The sequence below is a fragment of the Reticulibacter mediterranei genome, from assembly GCF_016587455.1.
This window is the reverse complement of the sequence record NZ_BNJK01000001.1, coordinates 506,145-530,088: the sequence shown is the minus strand read 5'-3', so window position 1 is coordinate 530,088 and position 23,944 is coordinate 506,145. Positions and strand designations below refer to the sequence as shown.

23 protein-coding genes and 2 pseudogenes are annotated in these 23,944 nt (G+C 52.8%); 14 read left to right on the top strand and 11 right to left on the bottom strand.

The features are described from left to right. Nucleotides 1-166: 166 nt before the first annotated feature. Nucleotides 167-667, top strand: a complete 501-nt coding sequence (locus K3T83_RS02535) for a hypothetical protein (protein WP_220201411.1) — start codon at nucleotides 167-169, stop codon at nucleotides 665-667. Nucleotides 668-875: 208 nt separating this feature from the next. Further along, nucleotides 876-1,196, top strand: a complete 321-nt coding sequence (locus K3T83_RS02530) for a hypothetical protein (protein WP_220201410.1) — start codon at nucleotides 876-878, stop codon at nucleotides 1,194-1,196. Here the strand turns inward: K3T83_RS02530 and K3T83_RS02525 are convergent. Both K3T83_RS02525 and K3T83_RS02520 read right to left on the bottom strand, forming a co-directional pair. Next, a complete protein-coding gene (locus K3T83_RS02525; RefSeq protein WP_373324573.1) occupies nucleotides 1,193-2,131 on the bottom strand; it encodes an NADP-dependent oxidoreductase in 939 nt (312 codons plus the stop codon). The genes K3T83_RS02530 and K3T83_RS02525 overlap by 4 nt on opposite strands. A gap of 180 nt (nucleotides 2,132-2,311) precedes the next feature. After that, complete coding sequence (locus K3T83_RS02520) at nucleotides 2,312-2,878, bottom strand: TetR/AcrR family transcriptional regulator (protein ID WP_220201408.1); 567 nt, start codon at nucleotides 2,876-2,878, stop codon at nucleotides 2,312-2,314. A 78-nt stretch (nucleotides 2,879-2,956) separates the two neighbouring features. On the opposite strand from K3T83_RS02520, the pseudogene K3T83_RS56105 reads away from it, so the two are divergent. The 4 genes and pseudogenes from K3T83_RS56105 to K3T83_RS02505 all read left to right on the top strand — a co-directional run. After that, a pseudogene (locus K3T83_RS56105) lies at nucleotides 2,957-3,210 on the top strand (Tn3 family transposase); the annotation flags it as partial. A 336-nt stretch (nucleotides 3,211-3,546) separates the two neighbouring features. Next, on the top strand, nucleotides 3,547-3,726 hold the full coding sequence (locus K3T83_RS02515) for a hypothetical protein (protein ID WP_220201407.1): 180 nt from the start codon (nucleotides 3,547-3,549) through the stop codon (nucleotides 3,724-3,726). Beyond that, nucleotides 3,702-3,977 carry a trypsin-like serine peptidase gene (locus K3T83_RS02510; RefSeq protein ID WP_220201406.1) on the top strand — a complete coding sequence of 92 codons (276 nt, stop codon included), beginning with the start codon at nucleotides 3,702-3,704 and terminating at the stop codon, nucleotides 3,975-3,977. Before K3T83_RS02515 ends, K3T83_RS02510 begins: the two co-directional genes overlap by 25 nt. Before the next feature lie 32 nt (nucleotides 3,978-4,009). Then, nucleotides 4,010-4,228: a hypothetical protein gene (locus K3T83_RS02505; RefSeq protein WP_220201405.1), complete on the top strand. Its 219-nt coding sequence runs from the start codon at nucleotides 4,010-4,012 to the stop codon at nucleotides 4,226-4,228. Between the two features lie 302 nt (nucleotides 4,229-4,530). On the opposite strand, the gene K3T83_RS02500 is transcribed toward K3T83_RS02505, so the two are convergent. Beyond that, entirely contained in the window at nucleotides 4,531-5,274 is a 744-nt protein-coding gene (locus tag K3T83_RS02500; protein WP_220201404.1) for an SDR family oxidoreductase, read from the bottom strand. A gap of 168 nt (nucleotides 5,275-5,442) precedes the next feature. On the opposite strand from K3T83_RS02500, the gene K3T83_RS02495 reads away from it, so the two are divergent. Both K3T83_RS02495 and K3T83_RS02490 read left to right on the top strand, forming a co-directional pair. Then, nucleotides 5,443-6,363, top strand: coding sequence for an AraC family transcriptional regulator (locus tag K3T83_RS02495; RefSeq protein ID WP_220201403.1), 921 nt, complete (start codon nucleotides 5,443-5,445; stop codon nucleotides 6,361-6,363). A 197-nt stretch (nucleotides 6,364-6,560) separates the two neighbouring features. Next, the gene (locus K3T83_RS02490) at nucleotides 6,561-7,295 is read left to right on the top strand and encodes a DUF4037 domain-containing protein (protein ID WP_220201402.1); all 735 of its coding nucleotides are present in this window, start codon (nucleotides 6,561-6,563) and stop codon (nucleotides 7,293-7,295) included. A gap of 432 nt (nucleotides 7,296-7,727) precedes the next feature. Here the strand turns inward: K3T83_RS02490 and K3T83_RS02485 are convergent, their stop codons facing one another. After that, nucleotides 7,728-8,882 carry an alcohol dehydrogenase catalytic domain-containing protein gene (locus tag K3T83_RS02485; RefSeq protein WP_220201401.1) on the bottom strand — a complete coding sequence of 385 codons (1,155 nt, stop codon included), beginning with the start codon at nucleotides 8,880-8,882 and terminating at the stop codon, nucleotides 7,728-7,730. A gap of 209 nt (nucleotides 8,883-9,091) precedes the next feature. On the opposite strand from K3T83_RS02485, the gene K3T83_RS02480 reads away from it, so the two are divergent. Then, nucleotides 9,092-9,643 (top strand): MFS transporter, encoded by a 552-nt coding sequence (locus K3T83_RS02480; RefSeq protein WP_220201400.1) that lies wholly within the window; start codon nucleotides 9,092-9,094, stop codon nucleotides 9,641-9,643. A gap of 116 nt (nucleotides 9,644-9,759) precedes the next feature. Here K3T83_RS02480 and K3T83_RS02475 read toward each other — a convergent pair. After that, a pseudogene (locus K3T83_RS02475) lies at nucleotides 9,760-9,972 on the bottom strand (IS6 family transposase); the annotation flags it as partial. 288 nt (nucleotides 9,973-10,260) lie between these two features. Here K3T83_RS02475 and K3T83_RS02470 point away from each other — a divergent pair. The 5 genes from K3T83_RS02470 to K3T83_RS02450 all read left to right on the top strand — a co-directional run bounded on the left by K3T83_RS02470 (nucleotide 10,261) and on the right by K3T83_RS02450 (nucleotide 15,976). Continuing rightward, nucleotides 10,261-13,032, top strand: a complete 2,772-nt coding sequence (locus tag K3T83_RS02470) for a winged helix-turn-helix domain-containing protein (protein ID WP_220201399.1) — start codon at nucleotides 10,261-10,263, stop codon at nucleotides 13,030-13,032. A 284-nt stretch (nucleotides 13,033-13,316) separates the two neighbouring features. After that, complete coding sequence (locus K3T83_RS02465) at nucleotides 13,317-14,066, top strand: DUF998 domain-containing protein (protein WP_220201398.1); 750 nt, start codon at nucleotides 13,317-13,319, stop codon at nucleotides 14,064-14,066. A gap of 121 nt (nucleotides 14,067-14,187) precedes the next feature. After that, nucleotides 14,188-14,724 (top strand): dihydrofolate reductase family protein, encoded by a 537-nt coding sequence (locus tag K3T83_RS02460; protein ID WP_220201397.1) that lies wholly within the window; start codon nucleotides 14,188-14,190, stop codon nucleotides 14,722-14,724. A gap of 107 nt (nucleotides 14,725-14,831) precedes the next feature. After that, on the top strand, nucleotides 14,832-15,512 hold the full coding sequence (locus tag K3T83_RS02455; protein WP_220201396.1) for a DUF998 domain-containing protein: 681 nt from the start codon (nucleotides 14,832-14,834) through the stop codon (nucleotides 15,510-15,512). A 179-nt stretch (nucleotides 15,513-15,691) separates the two neighbouring features. Further along, nucleotides 15,692-15,976 (top strand): ATP-binding cassette domain-containing protein, encoded by a 285-nt coding sequence (locus tag K3T83_RS02450; protein WP_220201395.1) that lies wholly within the window; start codon nucleotides 15,692-15,694, stop codon nucleotides 15,974-15,976. On the opposite strand, the gene K3T83_RS02445 is transcribed toward K3T83_RS02450, so the two are convergent. From K3T83_RS02445 to K3T83_RS02420, 6 genes are all read right to left on the bottom strand, one after another. Beyond that, on the bottom strand, nucleotides 15,973-16,623 hold the full coding sequence (locus tag K3T83_RS02445) for an FHA domain-containing protein (protein WP_220201394.1): 651 nt from the start codon (nucleotides 16,621-16,623) through the stop codon (nucleotides 15,973-15,975). The genes K3T83_RS02450 and K3T83_RS02445 overlap by 4 nt on opposite strands. A gap of 263 nt (nucleotides 16,624-16,886) precedes the next feature. Next, nucleotides 16,887-18,860 carry a LuxR C-terminal-related transcriptional regulator gene (locus K3T83_RS02440; protein ID WP_220201393.1) on the bottom strand — a complete coding sequence of 658 codons (1,974 nt, stop codon included), beginning with the start codon at nucleotides 18,858-18,860 and terminating at the stop codon, nucleotides 16,887-16,889. Then, a complete protein-coding gene (locus tag K3T83_RS02435) occupies nucleotides 18,857-19,519 on the bottom strand; it encodes an AAA family ATPase (RefSeq protein ID WP_220201392.1) in 663 nt (220 codons plus the stop codon). The genes K3T83_RS02440 and K3T83_RS02435 overlap by 4 nt, the downstream gene beginning before the upstream one ends. 659 nt (nucleotides 19,520-20,178) lie before the next feature. After that, nucleotides 20,179-21,339, bottom strand: a complete 1,161-nt coding sequence (locus K3T83_RS02430) for a DUF8189 domain-containing protein (protein ID WP_220201391.1) — start codon at nucleotides 21,337-21,339, stop codon at nucleotides 20,179-20,181. 576 nt (nucleotides 21,340-21,915) lie between these two features. After that, nucleotides 21,916-22,578, bottom strand: coding sequence for a TM2 domain-containing protein (locus K3T83_RS02425; protein ID WP_220201390.1), 663 nt, complete (start codon nucleotides 22,576-22,578; stop codon nucleotides 21,916-21,918). 283 nt (nucleotides 22,579-22,861) lie between these two features. Next, nucleotides 22,862-23,848: a hypothetical protein gene (locus tag K3T83_RS02420; RefSeq protein ID WP_220201389.1), complete on the bottom strand. Its 987-nt coding sequence runs from the start codon at nucleotides 23,846-23,848 to the stop codon at nucleotides 22,862-22,864. Nucleotides 23,849-23,944 lie beyond the last annotated feature (96 nt).

Genomic DNA, 23,944 nt, shown 5'->3' with positions numbered 1-23,944 from the left:
GCAAAAGGTTGTGTAAGAGGAACCATCCCGAAAGTTTCGGCCTTTCGGGATGGTTCCTGACAATACCATCTCGTTCAACACCGATGGCGGGGGGCGAGGAGGTAACAGTGTCGCTAGCCACCTCCAAGCGCATCTGTGGCCCAGTTCATGCCAGGGAGCAACCTCGTTGCGCATCCCGTGGGTTCTGCGAACTACCCAGACCTTTCCGCCTGGTGGTTTGTGGGACAAGAGGGGAGAAGTCACACGCGTGCGGACGACCGTGCTCCAGGCACATTCCCACCAGTGGCTCGGCACGTTTGGCGGTCCTGGCACTGGAGACTATCGTGGCGAATTGGCTCGTGCACTTGACGCCATTCTCAGCTATGCAGGATGGCTCTGCATGCCGTTGTCCCACATCATGATCCGATTGGACGGATTGTATGGCAATGGGATGGTCCTTAAAGATCTGGTGCAGTCCGGCGTGGGAATCACTGTTCGCTGTAAAGATTATGGCCTCCTGGATCTCCCACTAGTTCAAACCCGTCTGCAATCCCCTCCCGATCACCAGAGGACTCATGAAGACAAGTGGAGCCAGTCGCTCACTCTTCGATTGCCCCGAGGTGCCACTCACTCCAACCGGACCTACAGTGCGCTTGATCGTTGCGACCCACCCATCTCCCTCTCCTAACAAACCGCCCATTGGAGTTCTACAGGCTGAGACGGTGTACGAATTGTTTCTCACAACAGTCAACCCTTCTGCCTTCACTTGCACTGATGTCCTTGATCTCTATCTGCACTGAGGCTCATTCGAAACCATTCGAGCCTCCGAAGATCAGGAACAAGACACCGATCGTTGGTGTGCTCGCACTGCATGTGGCCAGGAATTCTGGCAAATTTTGAACCAATGGATCTGGAACCTGCGATTGGATTTGGGACAGCATCTCTCACCCTTTCCTCTGTGTTTGACTGAATTTGCCCCGGCGGCTGAGTTATCATCGGTTCAGGCCATCGAACCAATTCAGGAGCAGCTCGAAGTTATCCCTTTTGTGCAGCCGCCCTATCGCAAGGGGGATCCTGTTGGCGAATGCGATCGTGAAGTGAACGCTCCATCCCACAGAGAAAAAGAGGCGAAAAGCAGGCGCGTCGGCGCTGCCGGTGCGCCTGCTTTTCGCCTCTTTTGCCAGAGAACGAGCCCCACGGGCCTGACCCACGTTTAGAACTTGACGACAACCTTGCCGTGGACATGACGACTGGACTGAAACTCGGCTGCCGAGCGGATTTGTTCTATCGGGTAGGTCGCCGCAATGGGGACCTGGAGCTTGCCAGTAGCAACCAGTTCGGCAATGTATTCAAGGGTATCTGGGGCGGCATTGATTCCAGAAACTCCTATTACTCCCGGAATTTGAGCTGCGATAACGGAGATACGGTTATCTGGAACGCCGAGCTTACGCGCGGCTTCTACCGTCTCCGATCCGTATAAATCGGTAGCTGCGGTAATTCCATCGGGGGCAAGGGCCTGTACTCGTTCGGCCAGGCCCGCGCCGTAGGTCACCGGTTCGGCACCGAGGCCTCGTAAGTAGTCAAACGATGATGCGGAGCCGGTGCCGATGACGTTTGCCCCGGCCAAGCGGGCGAGTTGGATTGCGAAGACACCCACCCCTCCGGCTGCCCCGCCAATCAGGATGGTGTCGCTCCGCTCAAGCTTGAGCACGGCCAGTGCTGCTGAAGCCGCCCTCGCCGCGATGCTGAGCGTCGAGGCGGTGATGTCATCAATACCGTCTGGCGTATGATGCACCCCATCGCCCAGAGATAGAGATCCTTCAAGGTCGATAATCACATAGTCAGCGACGGACCGCGAGATGGCGCTGCCAAAGACTCGATCGCCGATGGCGAACCCGGTCACTCCGATACCGACCTCGTCCACTGTTCCCGCGTAGTCAGAGCCAAAACCGGTTGGCAGACTCAGACCGAACCTGGCGCCTGCCGTATCATTCGCAGTCATGATCCAATCCATCGGGTTCAAGCCAGCAGCAGCCACGCGGACCCGGATTTGTCCCGTGTGGGCATGCGGTTCAGCGACCTCACGCAGGTCTAGTTTTTCAAGCCCACCGAACGAATCCATGATGACGGCTCTGCTTCTCTGTGGTGACATCTCATTTCTCCATTTCAAATCCGTTGGACATTTTCTGCTGGTCAACGGCGATCCGCTCCTCCGGGCCGCCGTAACGGTGATAGTGAATGCTCTGCAGAAGGATTTCCTTTCCTGTATTCAATCTGAAGTTGGAGTGAGCATTCATTCCAAATACCAGACAAAAAAAACGAGCGTTTAAAATTAACGTTTGATGGCATCCCAGCAGGCCGACGTCGCTTGCTCAATAGTGGCCTGATCTAGGTGAATTTGCTGCCTCATGTGTGCTTCGACCAGCGCATTCGTCGTCCCCAAGAGCAACACTGACATCACGTCGAGCGGCATCGCTTTGAGCAGGTGCTGCTGTTGGGCGTCGATCATCACTTGATTGAAAGCCACGACCAGCGCTGGCACCTTCTCGCTTTTGGCCCGTTCGTGGATAAAAGGAATCTGCGCCAGTTGATTTGTGAGGAGAAATTCGCGCGGATGCTGAATGCTGTGCCGAACCAGGCTGCCCAGCAAGTATAAAACCCGGTCAACCACTGGCTGCGTTGCGTCATAGCCTTCCAGAACATGCAGGCTCATGTTGGCCTTTATCTCGCTGAACAGGCAAAACACGAGGTCTTCTTTGCTGGGGAAATAATTATAGATGGTTCCCATCCCAACCTGCGCCCGCTGCGCAATCTGGGACATGGCCACGTCCTGCAATCCCTGCTCGAAAACGAGATCGCGAGTCGCCAGAATGATCTGGTCACGTTTACTGCTCATCATACAGCCTGCTTTTCAATTGGAATGAACCCTCATTCCAATTCTATGACACATTCAGTAACATGTCAAGAGTAATCCAGCAAATTCTATCGCCCAAGCAAAGTGGCTGTCTACAAGCATATCGATATCTTGTTAAAGATACCATCGATTGGGCCTTGCTGGAGACACACCGGACGGATCTGATGCAGGTAGCGCTCTCCGTTCGTGTCGGAAAGCTGCAACCCTCGATAAGGCTCGCGCAAGCTGGGCCATGAGAGTCGAAAAAATCGTCTCTGCCAGGCGTTCGGGAGTTAGGAAGAGTTGTTCGCACCATCTTTTTGCTCCGGTACATTTCTGGCACCCTCTTTTACTGTTTATGCCCGTATATCGGAGATAGATCCTCTTGAGATGCTCACTCGTTTCTTCTTTGTTTGCTTGTTATCAGCTCGTTGCGCATCCCGTGGGAGATGGACCGCACCTGCCCGTGATCCCCTCCTTGAACTGAAATGAGGTTTGGCCCTTCTAGGTGAGGAAGGGCGCACTGACTATCTGGCCTGGCTCAACAAGCACATGAAGCTCCTGCCTGCGAGCGATTCCCTCAGAACAGTCGTCCGAGCCGCGATGAGAGACGGATGCGTCTCCCGGCTATCTTGGCGAGACCTCCTCACTTGGCAGGAGTGGGGCTATCCTCTTTGGGGGTTGAGACTGCTGACGCCTCTCATCCCCAGCGCCCCACACAGGCTCAGCCAGCTTTCCTGGCTCGGATGATCCCCTCGCTCTCTCCGGCAGGGCGCGAGGGAGCCTCCCACTCCATGCCTGTCCTGACGATGGGAGCAGGATGCAGCGCATGTACGCAGTGTCGTCATTGCTGACTCGGAGCACTCGTTGCCTGAAGAACCTCCTCCGCTACCTTACCGATACCGAAGCAGGAGCATCTGGCTCTCCGGTATGTGACGATGATTGGCTCGGCGTCGCGATGCACTGTGCGGCACGCAAAATCTCTCCTGAAAGCTATAAAGGAGAAACGATCAAATATCATAATGAGGGTATTGACATTCACGCTATCTTAGATGATTTGCCGCCACAGCTCAGGCAAGAAATTTACGAGGCTCAAGGATGGTAATCCCTCATATTGACTCCTCAGTAAAGAAAACTTTGCGTGATGTACTTAATACAATGATCCCGATTGCAAAACAGGAAAGTGGGCGCACCGCACTCCTCGCAGGTATTCCCAATCATGCTTACTGGTGGCGAGAACAAAACAACTGCTACGTTGATCTTACCAACATTATTGAGCAGTCTGTACTCTCCCTGATGCAGCATGAAATGCATTTCAGGTATTTGCACCTGACCTTTCATACGCGTTACTACTAAAATAAGCAAGCTCTTATTCTCATGCGAAATATACCTCACAATATAATATATAAGCATTGCTGCGGCAATTAAATCTTATATAATATATTATACGTGCTACGCACGCTCAAATCCACCTGACGACGCGCTTCTGAGCGGTGCGGTTGAACATTCAGCAACCAGAACACATGTCCAACGCAAGATTTAATCCATCTATGCGCATACAAGCGCTGTCATTTGACCACTTGTGTGTGAACAGCTCCCTCTCCCCGTTCTCAGCGTAAGCGGAAAACGGGGAGAGGGAGCTGAGTGAGAGAAGAACATTAAGAGATGTGAGCGGTTGGCCCGATAACGAGTTCGTTCACATCCACATCATCTGGCTGCGCGATGGCATAAGCGATGGCACCAGCGATAGCAGACGCCGGAATGATCTGGCGACGATACACATTTACCACATAGTGTTTCGTTGCCTCGTCCGAAATGTTCTCGGCCAGTTCGGATTCCGTGACCCCTGGGGAGACGAGTGTGACGCGAATATTTTGTTGCCCAACCTCCTGTCGCAATGCTCCGGTGATCGCTCTGACCGCATATTTGGTAGCGCTGTACACCGCAGTCGTTGGGCCTGCCGTATAGGCTGCGGTGGAAGCGATATTCACAAATTGACCGAACCCTTGCTCCGTCATGATGGGAAGCCCGGCGGCAATACCATGCAGGACGCCGCGAATATTGACATCAATCATGCGGTTCCATTCATCGATCTTCAATGCCGCAAGGGGTGAGAGCGGCATCACCCCGGCGTTGTTCACGACGACATCAAGGCGTCCGAACTGACTCATTGCCAGCTGGATGATCTCCTGCACCTGTTCAAGCTCCGTTACATCGAGCCTGTGATACACAACCGATCCTCCTTCTGAACGTATGACGGAGGCTAAGGCTTCCAATCTCTCCAGGCGTCTGGCTCCGATCACAACATGAGCGCCCTGGCTGGCAAGCAGGCGTGCCGTTGCTTCGCCGATTCCGCTGCTTGCACCCGTAATGACAACAACTTTTCTTTGAATACCAGACATGTTCTCCCTCTTTCTTTTTCCAAGAATGATCTGTTGACTGCTTCAGACACATCCATGATAGTGCCATTTGGAAGCAAGGCGGTAGCTGAATGATCCAGCGTTCTTGCCTAATCCTCCAAAATAGCATATGATGAAGAGAATGAGATCAGAAAACTGGAGATGATATGCATGGATGAAAGGTCGGTACAATGGGGGGGAAGCCTGGCACAGGTGATCGAGCGGTTCGCGAAACAGGATGGTATGCAGGAGACGGCGATTCCTGCTTTACGCATTGTTCGTATGTCCCGAATATCCGGGCCAATCCATACCGTCTATGAACCCACCCTGTGTGTCGTGGCGCAAGGCTCGAAGGTGGTCATACTGGGACAGGAGAGCTACCGGTTTGATGCAACGAACTATCTGGTGGCTTCCGTCCATTTGCCGGTTATAGGGCAGGTCGTAGAGGCTTCGCCGGAAACACCCTATTTCTGCCTGTATCTACGATTTGACATGGACCAAATGCTCGATGTAATCCAGGCCTCCGACCAACCAGTGAAGCCCGGCTATGAATCCGGGCGCGGCCTGGTGATAGGCCGAATGAACGAGACACTCTACGATGCCGCGCTACGACTTGTCCGGTTGCTGGATGCGCCGCAGGATATTCCAGTGCTTGCGCCATATGTGGTCCGTGAGATCATGTATCGAGTCCTCCACAACGAACAGGGCGATGTCATCAAGCAGTTCGCTTTGCGCGGGAGCTATGCGCAACGGATCGGGAAGGTGATGAAGCGGCTTCGCCATGATTTCGCGCTGCCCCTGCGTATTGAAGAATTAGCCGCAGAGGCCCAGATGAGCGCCTCGTCCTTGTATTATTACTTCAAGGAAGTCACGGGGATGAGTCCGATACAGTATCAGAAGCAGTTCAGACTGCGAGAGGCGCGCCGCCTGCTCCTCTCCACCCCACTAGAAGCGGCAGATGCTGCGTTCCAGGTTGGCTATGAAAGTCCCTCGCACTTTAGTCGCGAATACACGCGCCTGTTCGGTCAGCCCCCGATCAGAGATATCCAGCGTCTTCGCGGTGGGCTGCATGCCAGGGAAACGGTCTTTTAGGGCCAGTTCAAATATGGTGTCGGCCTGGAAATGACGCCATTTGAATGGATAGTGCTGGTTCTGAAAAAATTGACCCAGGCGAGGAAAGCATGTAAGATGGACTTCAGGGGAAGCAATCTGCTTATTACCCGAGAGGGAACGTTCATGCCAAGGCGCCGTTATGAACGTCGAGAGCCGAGCCATGAGGGGAACATGAAATGACAAAGGGACTGGAGATCGCGCAGACTTTTTTTCAGGAGTGGGGTTTCCCCTATCTCCGAGAGAACTTTGCTCACCTTGAGAAGCGTGTGATGGCAGGACTTTTTCACGGATCACAAATCTATGGTGCAGACGACGACCTCTCACAGGATCATGGGTGGGGACCGATGTTCACGCTGTTTCTCTCTGAGGAGGATTACACTGTCTCTGGGGAAGAACTGGCTCGGCGGGTGCGTGCTGACGCGCCCCGCCAGTGGCAAGGCTTCCGCTTTCACTATCCTGATGAGAATATCGAGGTGACGCCCCTTGAACGCTTTTTTCGAGACGAAATCGGCTATGACGATCCAGATGCATGGCAGAAGATGAAGGATCGGACATACAACCGCGATTTTGCTCTGTATCGTATTCGCCACGGTCATGTGCTCTACGATCCTGCGGGCTTGTTTGCCCGCTGGCGCGCGGCTTTTCACACGTACCCTCGATCTATTTGGTTGGCGCGTGTGGAGCAGGAACTCTTTCACGTGTGGCACTATGGACAGTACAATTTCCTGGATCGTTTAACCTACAGGCGTGATCCAGTTGCCATCCAGATAGCGCTCGGACACTTTACCGAAGCCGTCATGCGGCTCTGCCTGCTGCTTGAACACGATTACGGACCCTACTGGAAATGGTTGGCGTTCGAGTTTCGCAAGCGAGCCTCTGCCCAACAGCTTGACCCCTGCTCCAATCACTAGCAGAAACCCTCGATATTGAAGTAAGGGGTTCACTCGTACACACCATTTGCGAGGAGGTTCATCGACTCCTCGACCAGTCTGGCTTATCCCGTGAACGCCTTGGTTGGGATGGTTGGCATCCTCATCCTTTAATGTGTGATATGCAAGCCCTCAAGGGCTATATCCAGCGTGAAGAGCAGAATACCTAGACGCCGATCAACGTAAGGATCTGGTCTTATCCTTCTCTGGGGAAGCGTTCTCTCCCCACTTTACACCTTCCAGGCTTCCAGTCAAGACCACCAGATGCTCATGAGGAGAGATCGCTTTCCTCGCCCGGGCCAATTTTTTATCGCAAGGAATACTTTCAATATATGTCAAGACTCATATGAGTCGGCGTCAGGAAGCTCTTTCTGACTTTGATCCGAAAACCGGGTCAAGGTCAGAAGATCGCCTTTATATGCCAGATGGCTGGAGCGCCGTGAGTTGGAAAGCTCCGCCGTGCTCGTAAGCATAGTGAACGGCTTGATTGGCCTGTTCGAGCGGAAAGGTGGAGACGGAGAACGGTTCAAGATTGAGCAGGCCACTGTGGATCAGCTCAACGAGCAAGCTGGGCGCATGTCTGGGACACATCCATTGGCCGCGAATCACCAGGTTGTTGCGCATCACGTAGTTATAGGGTATATCCAGATTGGTCTGCACACCTCCCATCAAGACCGCTGTTCCGCCAGGGCGCACTGTCATGATGCCCCGGCGGGTGGGTGCGGGATCATGGATCGGTCCCAGGAGATCCAGCAGGCAATCAATTGGACCTTCGGCCGCTTCCATAAAGCGTTGGCGGTTCAGCGCTTCACGTTCAGATAATGAATAGGCCGAATACTTTATAGAAGAGCTTGTAGCAGCTTCGGAGCGTTTGCTCTCATTTGTTTCATCTTCGGAGAGGAGAACAGGGCGGACGCGTGGACCGAAGCGGCGTACGAGATTGTTGAGGGTCTGTTCATTGCGCCCGGGTGCGACGACGCGAGCCGCTCCCATTGCCACCGCAAGGGCTACTGCGGCGCTGCCGAAGTGGCCGGTTGCTCCATTGACCATAATCACTTGCCCCGGTTGGAGGTTCGCCGCTAAGAGTCCACCGTAGGACACTAACAGCGTTACCAGCCAGGTCAGCTTGGCAGGATCAATGGAACGCAGATGGTCGAGAGAGAAGGCATTCTCAAGGGGTAAGAGCATTTTTTCGGCAAAAGAACCATGCCTGAAGTGGGCCTGGAGCTTCTGTGCTCCCTCTCCGGGTGCAGTCCAGCCTTGCAGCATGATATCCGGGGAAAGTGCATCGTCACGTGATCGCACGGTAGGATCGCAGAGGACAAGTTGGCCGGGTTTGAGTCGAGTGGCGTCTGGACCGGTTTTCTCGACAATCCCGACCGCGCCACAGCCCGGAGCGAGTGGCAACAAGAGAGGGTAATGCCTTTGCCCGGTGAAGACTTCCTGGGCATAGGACAGGACTGGAGCCGCCAGCACACGAACAAGGACCTCGCCAGCCCCAGGCACCGGTTCAGGAATATCTTCAATAGTAAGAGGCTGACCAATAGTTTTAAACATTGCTGCCTTCATAGAGCACTTCCTTTCATTGTGACATTACAGCTCTTATTATGAGCGTGTTCATTCTGGTAGTAGCATGCCACAGCTTGTGAGGCTATACCAGAGCGTGCGAATACTGGTAGTGTCACTACCAGGGAAAGGAGCGCTACAGGGAGGCGTACATCTTTACAGCGATGTACAGTGGAAAAACACAGGTGCTACCATCGCTAACGAGGTGTTTTATGAGCAGAAACAAAGTCTATGAAACCACGTTGTATCTGGACACAATTGAACAGTTCTTCAGTAAACCCGATCTGAGTCCTTTTTCAGAGCAGTACAGAGAGTACAGCTACACTTCGGGCATTGAATATCTGGCGAAAGAACTGTATGCTCATCCAACAATCAAAGAAGTAGATGTGACCATTGTATTGCCTGCTGAGAAGAGCACACCGAATCTAAAGCAGAAGACGAATGCTGCGGTGTCGCGGTATTGTCGTACTCGCATCAGGGAAATCGAACAGGAGATGCAGGGATTACGCAAGCGTGCGGTTGAGGCCGCCGTGATGGCTATTGTGGGCCTGATAATTTTCATCAGCGTAGGCAGCCTCTTGACGTATTCCCCATCATTTCTGATACAGGTGATTGGGGAAGGTCTGACCGTTGTTGGATGGGTGTTCGTCTGGTTCCCTTTAGACTCTTTCATCTTTGGCGTCAGGCATTATCGCCTCGATGAGCGCATCTACAAGAAACTGGAACATATGCGACTTACCGTGAAATCTGGTAGTGGTTTTTGAACAAGAGAGCATACTCGTCGTTTTCGACTTGCTGGGAGAACTTAAACATTTGGTGTGAGGGGTGTACGGTTCATCAGAGGAAGCGCGAGGGTGCAAGGAGTTGGCATGGGTCAGGTTCGCGCGCCGGAGGCAGGAGCATACGGTTGCCCAAATTTCAGGTACCACTGCCGGACTGTTTCATAGGTCACCACGATTCTGCGTTGTGACAGAAGTTCTTCCACATCACGGAAACTGAGCGAGAAGCGGAAATACAGCCACACTGCGTGACTGATAATTTCAGGTGGGAAGCGGTAGCCTGTGTAATCGGGAGTACTCGTGCTTGTTTTCATGAAGCTATTCTAATACAGTGTTCAGCTCTATTGCCAAGTTGACAACACCCTCCAATATGAGGGTCAGCTTGAGCAATAGCAAATATACGTTCGAGGAAGGCGGTATCGACGTGCGCATGCGGATCGAAGTCACGAATGTGTTATACTCTAGGGGTTTGGGGTACTGTTGTGGGTCAACTTGGACAGCTCTTAACACCTAAAGAAGCAGCTATTGATCCAGGTCTGCCTCCTTAATAAACAAAGCCTGCATATCCATAAGAGCTGGCCTTAAGAAAGGTGGCTGATTCTTTGCCTGAACCAGACTTGATAATAACCAAGTTCACGATTCCACCGGTTCGTCCTGTGGCTCTTCACCGCCCACACCTGCTCACCATTCTCAATCAAAGTTACTCGATTCCCTTCGCTCTCATCTCGGCTGGAGCGGGCTTTGGTAAAACGACGTTGCTCTCAACCTGGGCCTGCCAAAGTACCAGTCAGGTAGCCTGGCTCACCCTTGATGAGCATGACAACGACCCTACGCGCTTCTGGACCTATGTGATTGCCGCCCTGCGGAAAGCGTGCTCTCCTCCTATCGGAGAGACCACACTCACGATGCTGTATTCCCTACAACCCCCTGGCCTTCGAGTGGCTCTGACTCCACTCATCAACGAGCTAGCAGCACTTTCGCAAGACACTGTTTTAATTCTGGACGACTATCATCTCATTCACGAACAGACGCTTCATGACTCCTTACAGTTCTTGCTCGATCATCTCCCAGCCAGTATGCATCTTCTGCTGGCCAGTCGCGCTGATCCACCACTGGCCCTTTCACGCTTGCGAGCAAAAAGACAAATAATCGAGGTCCGCGAGACGGGCCTGCGCTTGTGTGGCGAAGAGTCTGCCAGATTTCTGAAAGAGGTTATGGATATTTCTCTTTCAGCAGAAGAGGTCGCTCACTTGGAGAAACGTACAGAAGGGTGGATTACTGGCTTCCAGTTGGCAGCTCTCTCTTTGCACAGACACACTAGTGTCTCAGCCTTTCTCCAGGCATTTACAGGCAATCATCGCCTAGTCCGGGATTATGTACAAGAGGAGATCCTCGAACCTTTGCCTAAAGAGCAGCAACAGTTCTTGCTACATACGTCGGTACTTGAGCGGATGAATGCCGAGACCTGTCAATCACTCACCGGGGAACAGGACAGTCAGCAAATGTTGGAAGCTCTGGAACGCGCCAATCTCTTTCTGGTGCCTCTCGACGAGGAGCGGTATTGGTATCGCTTTCATACACTCTTCCGCGAGGTGTTGCTGGCGCGTTTACAGGCTACTCAACCAGAGCAGGTGCCCATCTTGCATCGAAAGGCAGCGCTCTGGTATCACCAACAGGGATGGCTACACGAGGCGCTCTCTCATGCGACGGCCTCGCAGGATTTTTGGTTTGTGGCTGAGTTGCTGGAAGGCTATACAGAACGTTTGTATTTGCAGGGGGAACTCAAAACTCTACTGACCTGGATCAAGCACCTCCCCCAGGAGGTCTTACACGCACATCCACGCCTTGCCACCAGCTATATCTTAGCGTTCAATATGCTATCCCCTTTCACTGATGGAGTGGAAAAGGAGTATCTGAACTTGCTCTGGATGAGTATGGAACAGACATTACAGAACAAAGATCAGGCTATTCTTACGGACGCTGAACGGGACCGCTTGCATCATCGGATGATGATTCTCCAGGTATGGAAACTGGGGAAAAAGGCGCTCTCCGATGGCAACGTAGAGCAGCTCAACAGCCTCGTGGAATCGCTGCAACACCTCTCTTTGGATGACGATGTGGTGTGGAGGCAGCAACTGAAGGGCGGTGTTGCGATGACAGCGCGTCTGTCGGGAAAAATTCCTATAATGGTGGCAGCTTTACAGGAAATCAGAGAAATGACCAGGATGGCTCCGAATCATTATCAGGAAGTCCAAACCCTCTGGGGGCTGATTACCGCGTTGATCGCCTCTGGACAGTTACGACTGGCACATGAGCATTGTCAGGAATTCCAACAGTTAGTCGATCATCTGGGAGGACCACTTCCGATAGCAGCGTATCCCGATTTATTTCAGGCCCAGCTTGCGTACTCCTGGAATCAGCTTGAGCGCGCGAACAGCGCTGCGCAGAGAGCCATCGAGAAGACGGCACCCATGCAATATCTGGATATTCTCATGGAAGCCTATGAGGTCACAGCACGTTGCTGCATGGCCCAGGGCGATCTCACTGGCGCAGAAGACGCCGTGCGCCAGATGGAAAGCCTGCATCAATCTGTCGGCACCTTGCTCTTTCGTTCCCGGATTGAAAGCCTCTGGGTACATCTCTGGCTGGCTCAGGGCAACCTTACTCGTGCGATAGACTGGGCCGAACATACCTCCTATCGTCGGGAGTTCCTCGTCTACAACCACGAAAGTGCCTCTCTGTCGCTGGTGCGCGTCCTTGTGGCTGAACAGCGGTATTCACAAGCCTTGCAGATGCTCGATGCGCTGCTGGAGGCAGCTAAGCAGGAAGCGCGTCTGAGGAGTCTGATCACCGTTCTCTCGCTCTACGTTGCCACGCTACAAGCGGCGGGGGCTACCCACGAGGCGCTCCAGGTTCTTGATCGTTTGCTCGCCGAAGCCGAACCCGAGGGTGAGCAGCGCGTCTTTCTCGATGTCGGAGAGCCAATGCATCAGATCCTTCAGATATGGCTTGCTTCACATATACAACAGCTGCATGGTGCTTCTCCCACTCTGATTTCTTATGCCCAGACATTGCTCGCCGGGTTCGCAAATGAGCAACGCCCGAAAGCTGAGAAGAAGCCCATCCTCATTGGCTCCTCATCATTCTCCTATCCACCTTCTCAAGCCGTTCCCCTGCTAGCTGAGCCACTCACCCCACGTGAACAAGAGGTTCTGTGTCTGCTCGCGCAAGGAGCTTCCAACCAGGAGATTGCCACCCGGCTGGTGATATCACTCAGGACGGTCAAGAAACATGTTAGCAACCTTCTGCTGAAACTGATGGCTCAGAATCGAACCCATGCTGTGGCGCGAGCACGGGAGTTATCTCTGCTCTAAGCGCTCATCCTTTCGATTGTGGCTTCCTTCCGCCCATAAGCGTAGATCCTCATAGTCCAAAGGTGTCCTTTTGGCCACTTGGCTCCTTCCTCACACCCCGCGCAAAATGAAGCCCCAAAGTGTCCTTTTGACAACTGTGTTCTTCCTGCTGAGAGGGTATCCTTTTTCTCAGACGGAGAAAAACATCATGCGACGTGAATTTCCGGTTTTGTCTTTTTTACTGCTCTTGTGTGGATGACACGAAACGCTTCCCAGTCGATCAAAAACATAAATAAGGAGGAGAAATGAATACAACATCATCCCACTCTACCGACGATACGATCCCATCAGTACCGTCTAGTGGCAGTGCCAAACCAGCCAACAAAGTCTCCCCCAATGCCTTCCAGTGGCTTGCTCTTGGTGCCATTGCGGGTCCCGTTCTCTTCACTCTGGGCTGGATCATCCTCGGCGCACTAAGCCCAGGATACACAGCCTGGGGTATTCATATCGCGCCCTATTCACCCATCAGCCAGCCCATCAGTGGCCTGGGTGTCACAGCACCATTCATGAATGCAATCTTCGTCCTCAGCGGCTTCCTGTTACTGGTCGGCGTTATTGGCATCTTCCAGGGTATCAGGGAAATGGGAGCTTTTGAGCGTTGGAGTTGCATCGTTCTTTTCGCGTTCTCACCACTAGGTATGGTAATGGACGGTTTCTTCACTCTGGAGACGATCCTGCTTCATACAGTTGGCTTCCTTCTGGCCTGTGCAACTCCGATACTGAGCTTTGTGGTCGTCGGGATCACGCTTCGCCGCATCAAGAGCTTTCGACGGTTTGGCAACTGGCTACTACTAGGTAGCCCATTGACGCTAGCGCTGTTAATCTTGTACTTTCTGACCTTCTCGCCTACTGTGGCGGGTCTTCAAACCGGAGTTGCAGGCCTGACAGAACGCACCCTGGGCGTCGAAGTTCATATCTGGTTTGTGGTCCTGGGCGTTCTCGTCTTCCAGCGCCTATCAGGGAAACAAGCCAGAGATCTAAAAAAATTTGGCTAGCCCCATCACACGATGCGGCCAGGGGAGAACTAATCCAATACGCTCAGTCTATGCTGTGTGCGGTCCTTTGTTGAGAAGGGTTGGATTTAACTTATTATAAAGAAAGGGATAAGGACATAAGATGAAACTACGTGTATCGGAGATTATAAGCCTGGATGGAGTCATGGAAGCACCAGATCAATGGGTGTTTCCCTACATGGATCAGGAAATCGGGCAGGAGGTCATAAGTGCACTCCTGGAAACCGACGCAATGCTCTTCGGACGCAAGACCTACCAGGAAATGGCTACAGCCTGGCCCGACAGGACAGGAGACATGGCTGACATCTTTAACCGCGTCCCTAAGTACGTGGTTTCTACCACTTTGACGGAAGTCACCTGGAACAACTCCCATATCATCGCAGGCAATATCGTGGAAGAAATAGCAAAGCTGAAAGCACAGCCTGGTAGGATTCTCCTGGTCAATGGAAGCGTTGAGTTGGTCCGCTTGCTTGCGCAGCGGCACCTCATCGATGAGTACGCCTTGAGTGTTGCTCCCCTGGTGGTAGGAAAAGGAAAGCGGATCTTTCCAGAAGGGGATCATATGCAACTTCAGCTCGTTGATTCACATGCTTACAAGACCGGGATGCTTCGCCTGAGTTACGAGCCAATCAGGAAATAAGCAATAACGCGCTCATCTTGGCTCTTGCTCTTGGAGGAACGCAATCAATGCGATGCCTGCAAGAGCATAGCCATCCTTGAGAGAACTCGCTTCAGGAGGAATTCATTATGCAAACTGTTATCAAGCCCGCAAGTACATCCAATGAGAAGACGACAAAGTGGACGAGGACATTCCTGGTTTCAGGGGTGATCACAGGTCCTTTTTTCGCTGTCGTGAGCCTGATCCAGGCTTTTACCCGTCCTGGTTTTGATCTTACCCGGCACGTGCTGAGCCTGCTGGAAAATGGAAATCTTGGCTGGTTGCAAATCAGCACTTTCCTGCTCTCCGGCCTGCTGTTCGTCGTCTGCGCGATAGGGATGAGACAAACCCTGTATGGAAGCTATGACAGGAGATGGGTGCCGCTGTTGATTGGTATGGTCGGAGCGGGTATGATCGGGGCAGGGTGTTTCACGGCAGATCCCGGTCTTGGCTTCCCTCCAGGAACCCCTATTTCCACTCCTGCGATGAGCTGGCATGGCTTTGGGCATATGATTATGAGTTTGCTCTCATTTTTGGCGTTGATCGCTGCTAGTTGTATCTTTGCCCGTCGCTTCTTTGCTCAACGCAAACATGGATGGGCACTTTACTCGCTGATTTCTGGCATCCTCTGCTTTATCACTCTTGTAGGACTTTCGACAGGACATCTCTGGATAACGAGTGCGTTCGTATTTACGATGCTCAACGGGTATATCTGGATCTCGATTATGGCGGCAAAGTTGTTGGCTGAGCGCACCCGGACCTCAGTCTGAAACAGCATCAGAGGATTGTGCGCGAGGAGATGACTACAAAAGCAGAAGAGGATTGTGCAGTGAGTTGATCCTATCCCAGCTCCATCATCACGGACCTCGTAGGAGACCAGGGTGATATTGCGTACACGCTCAGCTCGTGAGATGGGAAGGGCACACAGCCAGCAGCAGGGGCGCTCTCGGTGGCGTTTGAGGGTGTGTCTTTCGGTTACAGCAAAGACGAGCTAGTGCTGAAGCATGTCTCGTTTCACTTGCCATCGGGGCGGGTTCTGGGCATTGTGGGACGCAGTGGTGGATGCAAAACGACCATCACACGCCTACTGTTTCGCATGTACAATCCCCAATGTGGAGTGATTCGGCTCAATGAAGTTCCGCTGACTGACATGCATTTGTGTGAGCTGCGCCAGCGCATTTTGCGGAAAATGCTTCTGAGCCTTTACTCTATAGATTCCATGCTTCCTGGTTAAATCGTATCCCGATTGCGTTTCAAGAGCGCTCTCAGGTATGAGAGCAAGGGACCGAGGAGGGCCACGATGCTCTCATATACGACGATCAGACCCTGCGTTTTCGTAGATGGAGACCTGATCAGCCTGAGTGTAGTACTCCGTTGAGCGTATCCCTGCTGATGTGAAGCAGATCGTATCTCTGCCTGAATTGCATCCCCTTGCTGATGAAGTGGTAGCTGTTTCTGGTAAGGCTCGCTTCCTGAACTAGTAGGAGTGGGTGTAGATAACTGCACCGCTCTGTCAGGGGCCAGGATAGTAGGTGGGCATCCCTCAGAAATCAACGAGGTGAGAGAAGCATAGAGAGTCGGGACAGCTAAAGATTGTTCCAGGTTCTCATAGAGAACCTCGACCTTGCCAATCCGCACCCGGTCCCTATGATGTAGTTTGTGTGGAATATTGGGATAGAGACGTCGCTCGTTGACAAAGGTGCCCAATATACTGCTCAAGTCCACAATGCTATAACCATTACCAGAGGGACGAATATCAGCGTGGCGACTTCCTACGCTGATATCATGAAACACCAGTTGATTATAGGAGGCGCTCCCGATACGTACTACCTTGACTCCAAGAATAACTTTTCCTGATGGCGTGTGGAGTATGGCACTCATTGTTCCTTCCTTAATTTGATTTGGCTCACTATTTGGTGAAAGTGGCTCCACCCACTACTTTGTGCTTCGTAGCACCGACCTATTTAATTTAAAAATTTATATTTATATTAGATAGATCTCCACAAGGTTCTCAAGGAAAGGATACTCTCTGTTCCCCGCTTCCTACATCAGGGAAGTCCCCAATATTAGTCTTTCTCTACCCTTATGCTGAGACTGGTCTGCTGTGGATTTGCCCCGAATTTGGGACTTCCCCTTACTCGGAATCACCAAAGTTGACGAAGTTCCGTTTCATCTCGAAAATTCCATCCAGGATGCAACTCCATGTGATAGGCAGCCCGGACGGCTTGCGCCCGCGAATTCACCCCCAGTTTCGCCAACACAGCCGAGACATGGCTCTCGATGGTTTTTGGGGAAGTGATCAAGCGACTTGCGATCTCTGCGTTGGAGAGGCCCTCAACCATCAATTGTAATACCTCCAGCTGCCGATTCGTGAGCCCTGCTTGATTCGCACGGGTCGAAGGGCGAGGTCCTCGAGGAATCCCTGCAATCCCTTGCTGCCGTAATCGTCTGTGTACCAGGGCCACGGCGGGCTGAGCACCCAGCCGCTCCAAGAGCGCGAGTGCAGTAAGCATGGCCTCGCCATCCCCATCAGCAAGCGCGAGCGCCTGCTCATAGGGACAACCCAGGAGCACCCACTGTTCAGCGGCAGCACGCCAATCTCCGGCGATCTGTCGCGCAAACGGTTCGGCGACCCGTCTCGGAGCCTGCGTCAGCTCGCCTGCACGCCAGAGCCAGATGCTCAGTTCACCTAGTGCCCACAAATCAGTATGTGCCAGAGCCAGATCATAGCCCTCGTGTGCTTCCGCCTGGCAGCGCTTCAGGTCTCCGGAGAGCCACGCAGTCTCAGCGCGGGCCGCCGCCACTGGCGCAATCCGTTGGAGTTCTCCTGAGGCTTGCGCCATACCGCGAACCTCGTCAAGCACCGCTACACCGCCTGGATCGCCTCGCCGAACCCGTATCCAGCCCAGGACCACAAGAGCCCAAAATTTGGTTGCGGGAAATATGCGATGCTGGTCGAGAACGTACCTTGCCTCCGACGCCGCTTCGTCCCAGTCCCCTTGTTCGAACTTGACGGCAGCCTGCCAGGCCATCAGGTACGTCCTCCAGGTATCGAGATCATGTTCAGTACAATAGGCCAAACCCTTCTGTAGGTAGCGAACAGCATGTGGATAGTCACGGGTGCGCATGGCGCATGTGACTAGATTACAGTAGGCGCGGGCGGCATAATCCTCCCACCCTTTTTCCAGGGCGAGCTGCAAGCTCCGTTCCAGGTTGATACGTCCCTGCTCATTCTGGGCAGAAAGTTGGGCCGTTCCTACAGTGTTTAACGCATGCGCCAGGGTCTGGATATCACTCAGGGACTCGGCCAGCACGAGCGTCCGCTCTCCCCACAGTATCGCCTCGGGGTAGTCCTCAGCGATCATAAAGAGTTGTGCTTTGGTGCCGTAAGCCCTCGCCAGTTCAGAGCTGGGCGGAAGCGTTTCGAGGAGGTGGATCGCTTCCGTTGCATACTGCTCAGCCTCACCAGGCTTGCCGAGCATCCAACTGAAGCGAGAAAGCCAGCGTAACGACTGGCCTATCGCCTCGGGTCGATCGCACTGCTGCCAGATCCGCAAGGCAGCCAACTGTGCCTGTATGGCCTCGTCTATCTGGTTGGTCAGATAACATTCATATGCCCGTCCTTCCAGCAACTCGGCATGGTACTCGGGTGGGAATTGATCTGCATAGCGTAGTGCCGTTGCATACAGTGCTGCTGCCTCGCGATGTGCTCCTTGCACTGCCGCCTGCTTTGCCCCCAGTGGCGCATAGCGAGCCACCAGAGCCGCATCGCTGGCCCCAAGTGCGTGATGAACCAGGCGCGCTGCCTGGGAAGTTTCCTCGCTGTGGGTGATCAAAACCTGTAGTACTTGGGTATGTAACCTTTGTTGGCGCAAAGGGGAAAGCGTACTTTCAACTGCCTGGCGCGCGATCTCGTGCCGGAAGGTCACCGCTGTGAGAGAAAGTTCCAGCATGCCTGCAGTGAGGCATTCCTCCAATGCTGCGTCGAGCGATCCCACGAACGCTTCCAGAAGCCAGCGTTCGCTTCGGGTGGGCACGATAGAAGCGAGTTCGAGAAGAGTACGCGCGGCAGGGGAGAGGCGCGCGATCCGGGCGAGGACAGCATCACGTACCATCATGGGGACGTCTCCTGTGTCGCTGGCGAGAACTTCGGTGACAAAGAAGGGGTTTCCAAGAGTCGCAGCATAGAGTCCTTCGGCGGTTCGATGGGCAAGGTTCGCCAGACGCCAGACGGCTTGCTCAGAAAGGGGGAGAGCATGAGACGTGCCAGTGCATGGCCCGGCAGATCACCGATCACCGACCACAGGGGATGGTCGAAGCCGAGTTCGGTATCACGATACGTGATGAGAAACAAAACTGGAAACTGTGGGATGCGTCTTCCCAGGAATTTGATCAGATCCAGCGTGGCTTCATCAGCCCAGTGGACATCTTCAAACACCATAATAGTAGGAAGGGGACTCTGCCGCAGGTCATCAAGCAAAACGGAGAATAATGTTGCCCGCTCCGTGTGACCACTCATGAGCGTCAATAGGCTACTCTGAGTCTGTGAAGCTATATCGTAGAGCGGCCCCAGTGGGCGAGGAGTATATAACGCTTCACAGGCTCCCCAGAGCTGTCTTACTGTGCTGTCCTGTTGGCTCACAAAGTGTTCCACCAGCACGCTTTTGCCGACGCCAGCCTCCCCACTGATGAGCACTGTTCGCCCATGGCCGGTTCTAGCCATGGACAAAAGTTCCGACAACTGATCTAAACAGTGATCACGTTCCAAAAGGTTCATGGTATTACCTCCACCTTAAGTAGGGATCTTCAGATAAAGATCTCCCACAAGTGGAGCGTCACACGCGAGCAGAGTACTCTAGATGCGCGTCAGCCCCATAGGAAAATGAGAGACAGGGAAAGATTTCTTCTATACGTTTCTCTCTTCATCAAAAGCATACTTATCAGAGAAATGAGGCAGCATCCTCACGCCCACGCAGCCAAAAAGACTCGCACAGACGGCAAACTGGCAGTGATTGCGGAGAGAATGGCAAATAGTCACAACCGATGGGTCTTCTTCGACATGAAGGTGATGTGTGTCGTGCGTGATGGCCAGTTTACCGGATTGGGGGAGAGAACTGGTTGTGCCGCACGATTTCATCACTATCTCCTTGACATACTCACTGAGCAGATATATTCTACCGCCGTTTTTAGCAACCTTAGCAGACCAGAATCCTGCTTCCTTGCCCCTTTTGCTGATGCTTTGGGATCTTAGCGAGAGTATATTGCATCTATTAATCGGAGTATACTGATCCTGCAACAAGGGAGAATATCCCACATAAATAAGGCCAGATGCTTTTCCTCTTGCTTCACCTCAAGAAAGAAAAGCATTTGGCGAGAGAAACGCTGCTCTCGCGATCATTTGCCCCATTCCAATGAGATGCCACGCTAGAAAAGCGTTTATGCTGAATAGGACCACACCAGGGCCGCTGGCGCTGAGGTGATCTGACCACCACCAAGCAGTTGTATCTCGGCATTGTTGCCATTGAGGTAATCGCTATGGAGCCAGAGGAAACCACCGCTATCGGGAACAAACAGGTCTACCTGACCACTAAAACCCGCGCGGCTCGCCCCGATCGTTCCGCTCGCTCCACCCGTTGGATCGGCCTTGCCCCATGCCCCCCAGGAGCCATTGGAGAAGGTTCTGCCAGAAATGGTATTGTTGGTGAGTGCAAAGAGCATCATGCTGCCTGCTGCCAAGCTCGTCACCGTTGGGCTGGACTGATAGTCTCCCCCGAGATCTTGCCACAGGCCCCAACTGCCATTATAGGTTTTGTCATAGATGTGATTGTCAGTGCTGCGGATAAACACATCCATGCGGTTTGGTCCCAGCGAAATGGCTGCCGGATCGCCCACGTAATTTGCGCGACTCAGCACTTTCCAGTCCGACCAGACATAGCCTCGACCATCATTTGCTACCAGCCATCGGTGCACCATCGTGTGGGCATCTTCAAGCGCAAAGACCTCCTCGTGATAGTAACCCAGATGCAACTGACCTCGACTCAAGACGGCGGGAGCCGAGATGATACCGAGATGAGAGGGAGCACAGAACCCGCCGAAGCTGTGCTCGCAAGGACGTGAGAACAGGTTTTCATGAAAAACCATATTCCCATTGAGATCAAGGCCTATGCGCTCGATAGAAGACGTGTGGTCGCTATTAGCCTGGGTGTTATAGAAGACATGGATCACACCTTGACTATGGAAAGGGTCTGGGTTTTGAATGGCAGTGGGAGCAGAAGCCAGATGCAGGTCCAACAGCTTCCAGGGGGTCCAGGTATGCGTTCCGACCGTTCTCCAGCGATGCGCCAGGGTGTTGTTTGGTCCACGCGCAAAAACATCTTGCCGCATCACACTGCCAGTCGCAGTCTTCACATTGACCGTCGTGCTGCCTTGCTCAGTGGTCGCATCAGAAGTACTACTGGTCGTATGGGCATACGCAGGTACTGTCGCGAGTAAGAATACCATGAACCCACTGAGCAGCCAGGCCGCTCCCAGCGTCAGGGCCAGCCGCAGCAGGCGTACCACATGGTAGTGAGCTGATCGCCCGCGTTCTACTAACATAGAAAAAATCCTTTCTGGAAAGATATACTTCTTCTCTCAATCGATAAGTGTTTTATAAAAATCTTTTTACTTCTATTACATCTTTTTTTACCATCCCAATGACTTGAGATAGCTCTTACTAGCATAATTCAAGCAACGGACAGATACATCTGTAAATTTACCTGTTCTGCTCCGATCTCACTTACCACTCAACAACGGATAAGTCAGGAAAAGTGAGGAGGAGGGGTCAGAATGCAGAACAGGCAAGCGAGACTCACCCTATACTCTCCTGAGTTTTGCATCACACTAAATAGGGATCTCCAATGCCTGAGATAGGTACTTTCCCCGTCCACATGCATTCTGCTTCCTAGCCATCTCTCCCAAGAGCCTGGCTGTTTTTGATCGTATCAATGTTCACTATCTGCTAGCGAAAAAGTTCAATAAATCGCCCTGATCCGTCAAAAATGTTAACCAAAAAAGTTCATTACCCCTTTACTCAAAGAGAGGTAGTAAATTGGCTGCAACAGGAATTGGCCCCAGATATTCCGTCCTGTCAAGGTAAAGAGGGTCCCTACTAATCAACATGCCGTATTACTACTATTGTTGCCAATGGATAACTAAAGGTTGGCCGTCTTTGTCCTTGAATGCTCCGACCATAATCATAATGAGATCGACTGCCCACCAGATAAGGCCAACAGTAGTGAAGCAGGAGAGTAACAGCAGAATCGCGGAACCTGTTTTGCCAACATAAAAACGATGCAGTCCAACTGGACTACAGAGCAATAAAGTGATCGCTACTAGTTTGCCGCGAGGATTGTACATGATATGCGGATACGTGGAGGAAGAGAGACCTCGCCCGTCCTTATCGGTGAATGAACCAGTGATAATCATAATCAAATCGACAGCCCACCAGATCCCCAACCCACCCAGGGTGAAGAGTTGCAGAATAGCTGTACCAGTCTTGCCTGTGTAGAAGCGATGGGCACCCCATAATCCCAGGAAATAGCAGAGGAAGATGGCAGTTGACCAGCTTTTACGCTGTCCCTGGTCCTGTCCTGGGTTGTAGGGTTTATATAACGAGGGTTGCTCCGGCATTGATCTTTGTGTATAAGGAGAAGGAGGAAGAAATTGGCTTGGTCTGGAACCCTGACTGTACCCTGAGCCTGGTCCGGTGAATGGTTCCTGAGGATAAGGGGGCCGAGACGGCGAACCCTGATTGTAGAAGGGAGGTTGATTAGGCGTAGAGTCTGGATTATACATATCTCGTTTCCTTTTACGTTAATATCAAAGCAAGCCCTCTCGACAAAGGGCCAGAGCCTTTACCGATGGATCAGTAATTCTACCAGAAAAGCATTGAGCCGGCTTTTCTGGCTGATCGAGCCGCCATCAACTCGCGGCAGAAGATCCATTCTGTTGAGTGTCAAAGCCCTCCCATTATGGGCCAGATACCACTGGCATGGACAGGTAGGCCAAAAAAAGCTTTGCAGTGAAAGCCGGCCTGCCAGATCCAGTTGGTCTCTCTTCTTAAAGAAGGAAGCGTCCCCTAGCCGAAGGGGGCAACTTCGAGCCAGAGCTTGTTATCGGTTCCCTGCACCACCACCTCCGTGGTGGAGAGCGCTTGAAAGGTCTTTACCCTGGCATCTACCTGGATGCGGTTCGGCACGGGTTGACTCTCCAACCAGAGATCACCATTGGTGGATTGCACATAGACATGCGCGTCGATAAATTGATACCAAGACACATTGGTATCAATTCGGAGGAAAGAACTGCCATAAGGCTGCTCCGTCAACCGGAGATTGCCATCGTTGTCCAGCACCAGGAGGTGACCTGCGAAGTCTCGAAAGCTCCTCACGTTGGTCGCGATTATCTTGCCTGCACCAGTGGGTGTCGGGACATCATCCAGGCTACCACCATCAGCGATTCCACTGAGAATCAGCGTCTCCGTAGTGGAGAGGGGTTGAAAAGAGATGATTTTGAAGTAGTCGAAGGCGATCAGGGTGCGGGGTGGTGGAACGTGGCCGAACGGTGCATGCTCCAACCAGAGGTTGCCATCGGTTCCCAACACTTCGATCTGCTGGAGGTTCGTGTTGGGCACCACTTGAAAGGCAGCCACGTTCGCATCGATCAGGGTGCGGCCCGGTGGGACGTTGCCAAAGGGAGCATGCTCCAACCACAGTTTCTCGTCGGTTCCCTCGACCAGAACCTGTGTAGCATCGATAGCTTGAAATCCAGCTACGTTCCTATCGACGAGGGTGCGACCTGGAGGGACACTGCCAAAGGGCGCATGCTCTAACCACAGGGTGTTGTCAAATCCGAGCACAAACCCTTGCGTGTTGTCGAGAAATTGAAATTGCTGCACGTTGGCATCGATCTGTTTGCGGGCTGGAGGAACCTTGGCCGCAGCCAACGCCGCCGGGATGGGAGCCAGGCCCAAGAGAACCAGGCTCAGTACACAGAGGCTAAGTCCTACTCTCCCGGCGCGCATGAAGACCGGTAGGAAGCTGGCACGCAAAAGCGCAAAACTGTTCATAGAATATCCTTTGTTCTCTTCACGAGAGTCTTTGTGTTGTCAGTCTCGAATGCTGTCAGAGAGAAGCGAGCCCCACAAGGGGTCCATTCTGAGGAT

Coding starts and splice junctions, on each gene's coding strand:
- K3T83_RS02525 (WP_373324573.1), bottom strand. CDS start 2,131: ATGTCACCACAGAGAAGCAGAGCCGTCATCATGGATTCGTTCGGTGGG.
- K3T83_RS02520 (WP_220201408.1), bottom strand. CDS start 2,878: ATGATGAGCAGTAAACGTGACCAGATCATTCTGGCGACTCGCGATCTC.
- K3T83_RS02510 (WP_220201406.1), top strand. CDS start 3,702: ATGTACGCAGTGTCGTCATTGCTGACTCGGAGCACTCGTTGCCTGAAG.
- K3T83_RS02500 (WP_220201404.1), bottom strand. CDS start 5,274: ATGTCTGGTATTCAAAGAAAAGTTGTTGTCATTACGGGTGCAAGCAGC.
- K3T83_RS02495 (WP_220201403.1), top strand. CDS start 5,443: ATGGATGAAAGGTCGGTACAATGGGGGGGAAGCCTGGCACAGGTGATC.
- K3T83_RS02490 (WP_220201402.1), top strand. CDS start 6,561: ATGACAAAGGGACTGGAGATCGCGCAGACTTTTTTTCAGGAGTGGGGT.
- K3T83_RS02485 (WP_220201401.1), bottom strand. CDS start 8,882: ATGAAGGCAGCAATGTTTAAAACTATTGGTCAGCCTCTTACTATTGAA.
- K3T83_RS02480 (WP_220201400.1), top strand. CDS start 9,092: ATGAGCAGAAACAAAGTCTATGAAACCACGTTGTATCTGGACACAATT.
- K3T83_RS02465 (WP_220201398.1), top strand. CDS start 13,317: ATGAATACAACATCATCCCACTCTACCGACGATACGATCCCATCAGTA.
- K3T83_RS02460 (WP_220201397.1), top strand. CDS start 14,188: ATGAAACTACGTGTATCGGAGATTATAAGCCTGGATGGAGTCATGGAA.
- K3T83_RS02455 (WP_220201396.1), top strand. CDS start 14,832: ATGCAAACTGTTATCAAGCCCGCAAGTACATCCAATGAGAAGACGACA.
- K3T83_RS02445 (WP_220201394.1), bottom strand. CDS start 16,623: ATGAGTGCCATACTCCACACGCCATCAGGAAAAGTTATTCTTGGAGTC.
- K3T83_RS02440 (WP_220201393.1), bottom strand. CDS start 18,860: ATGATGGTACGTGATGCTGTCCTCGCCCGGATCGCGCGCCTCTCCCCT.
- K3T83_RS02435 (WP_220201392.1), bottom strand. CDS start 19,519: ATGAACCTTTTGGAACGTGATCACTGTTTAGATCAGTTGTCGGAACTT.
- K3T83_RS02430 (WP_220201391.1), bottom strand. CDS start 21,339: ATGTTAGTAGAACGCGGGCGATCAGCTCACTACCATGTGGTACGCCTG.
- K3T83_RS02425 (WP_220201390.1), bottom strand. CDS start 22,578: ATGTATAATCCAGACTCTACGCCTAATCAACCTCCCTTCTACAATCAG.
- K3T83_RS02420 (WP_220201389.1), bottom strand. CDS start 23,848: ATGAACAGTTTTGCGCTTTTGCGTGCCAGCTTCCTACCGGTCTTCATG.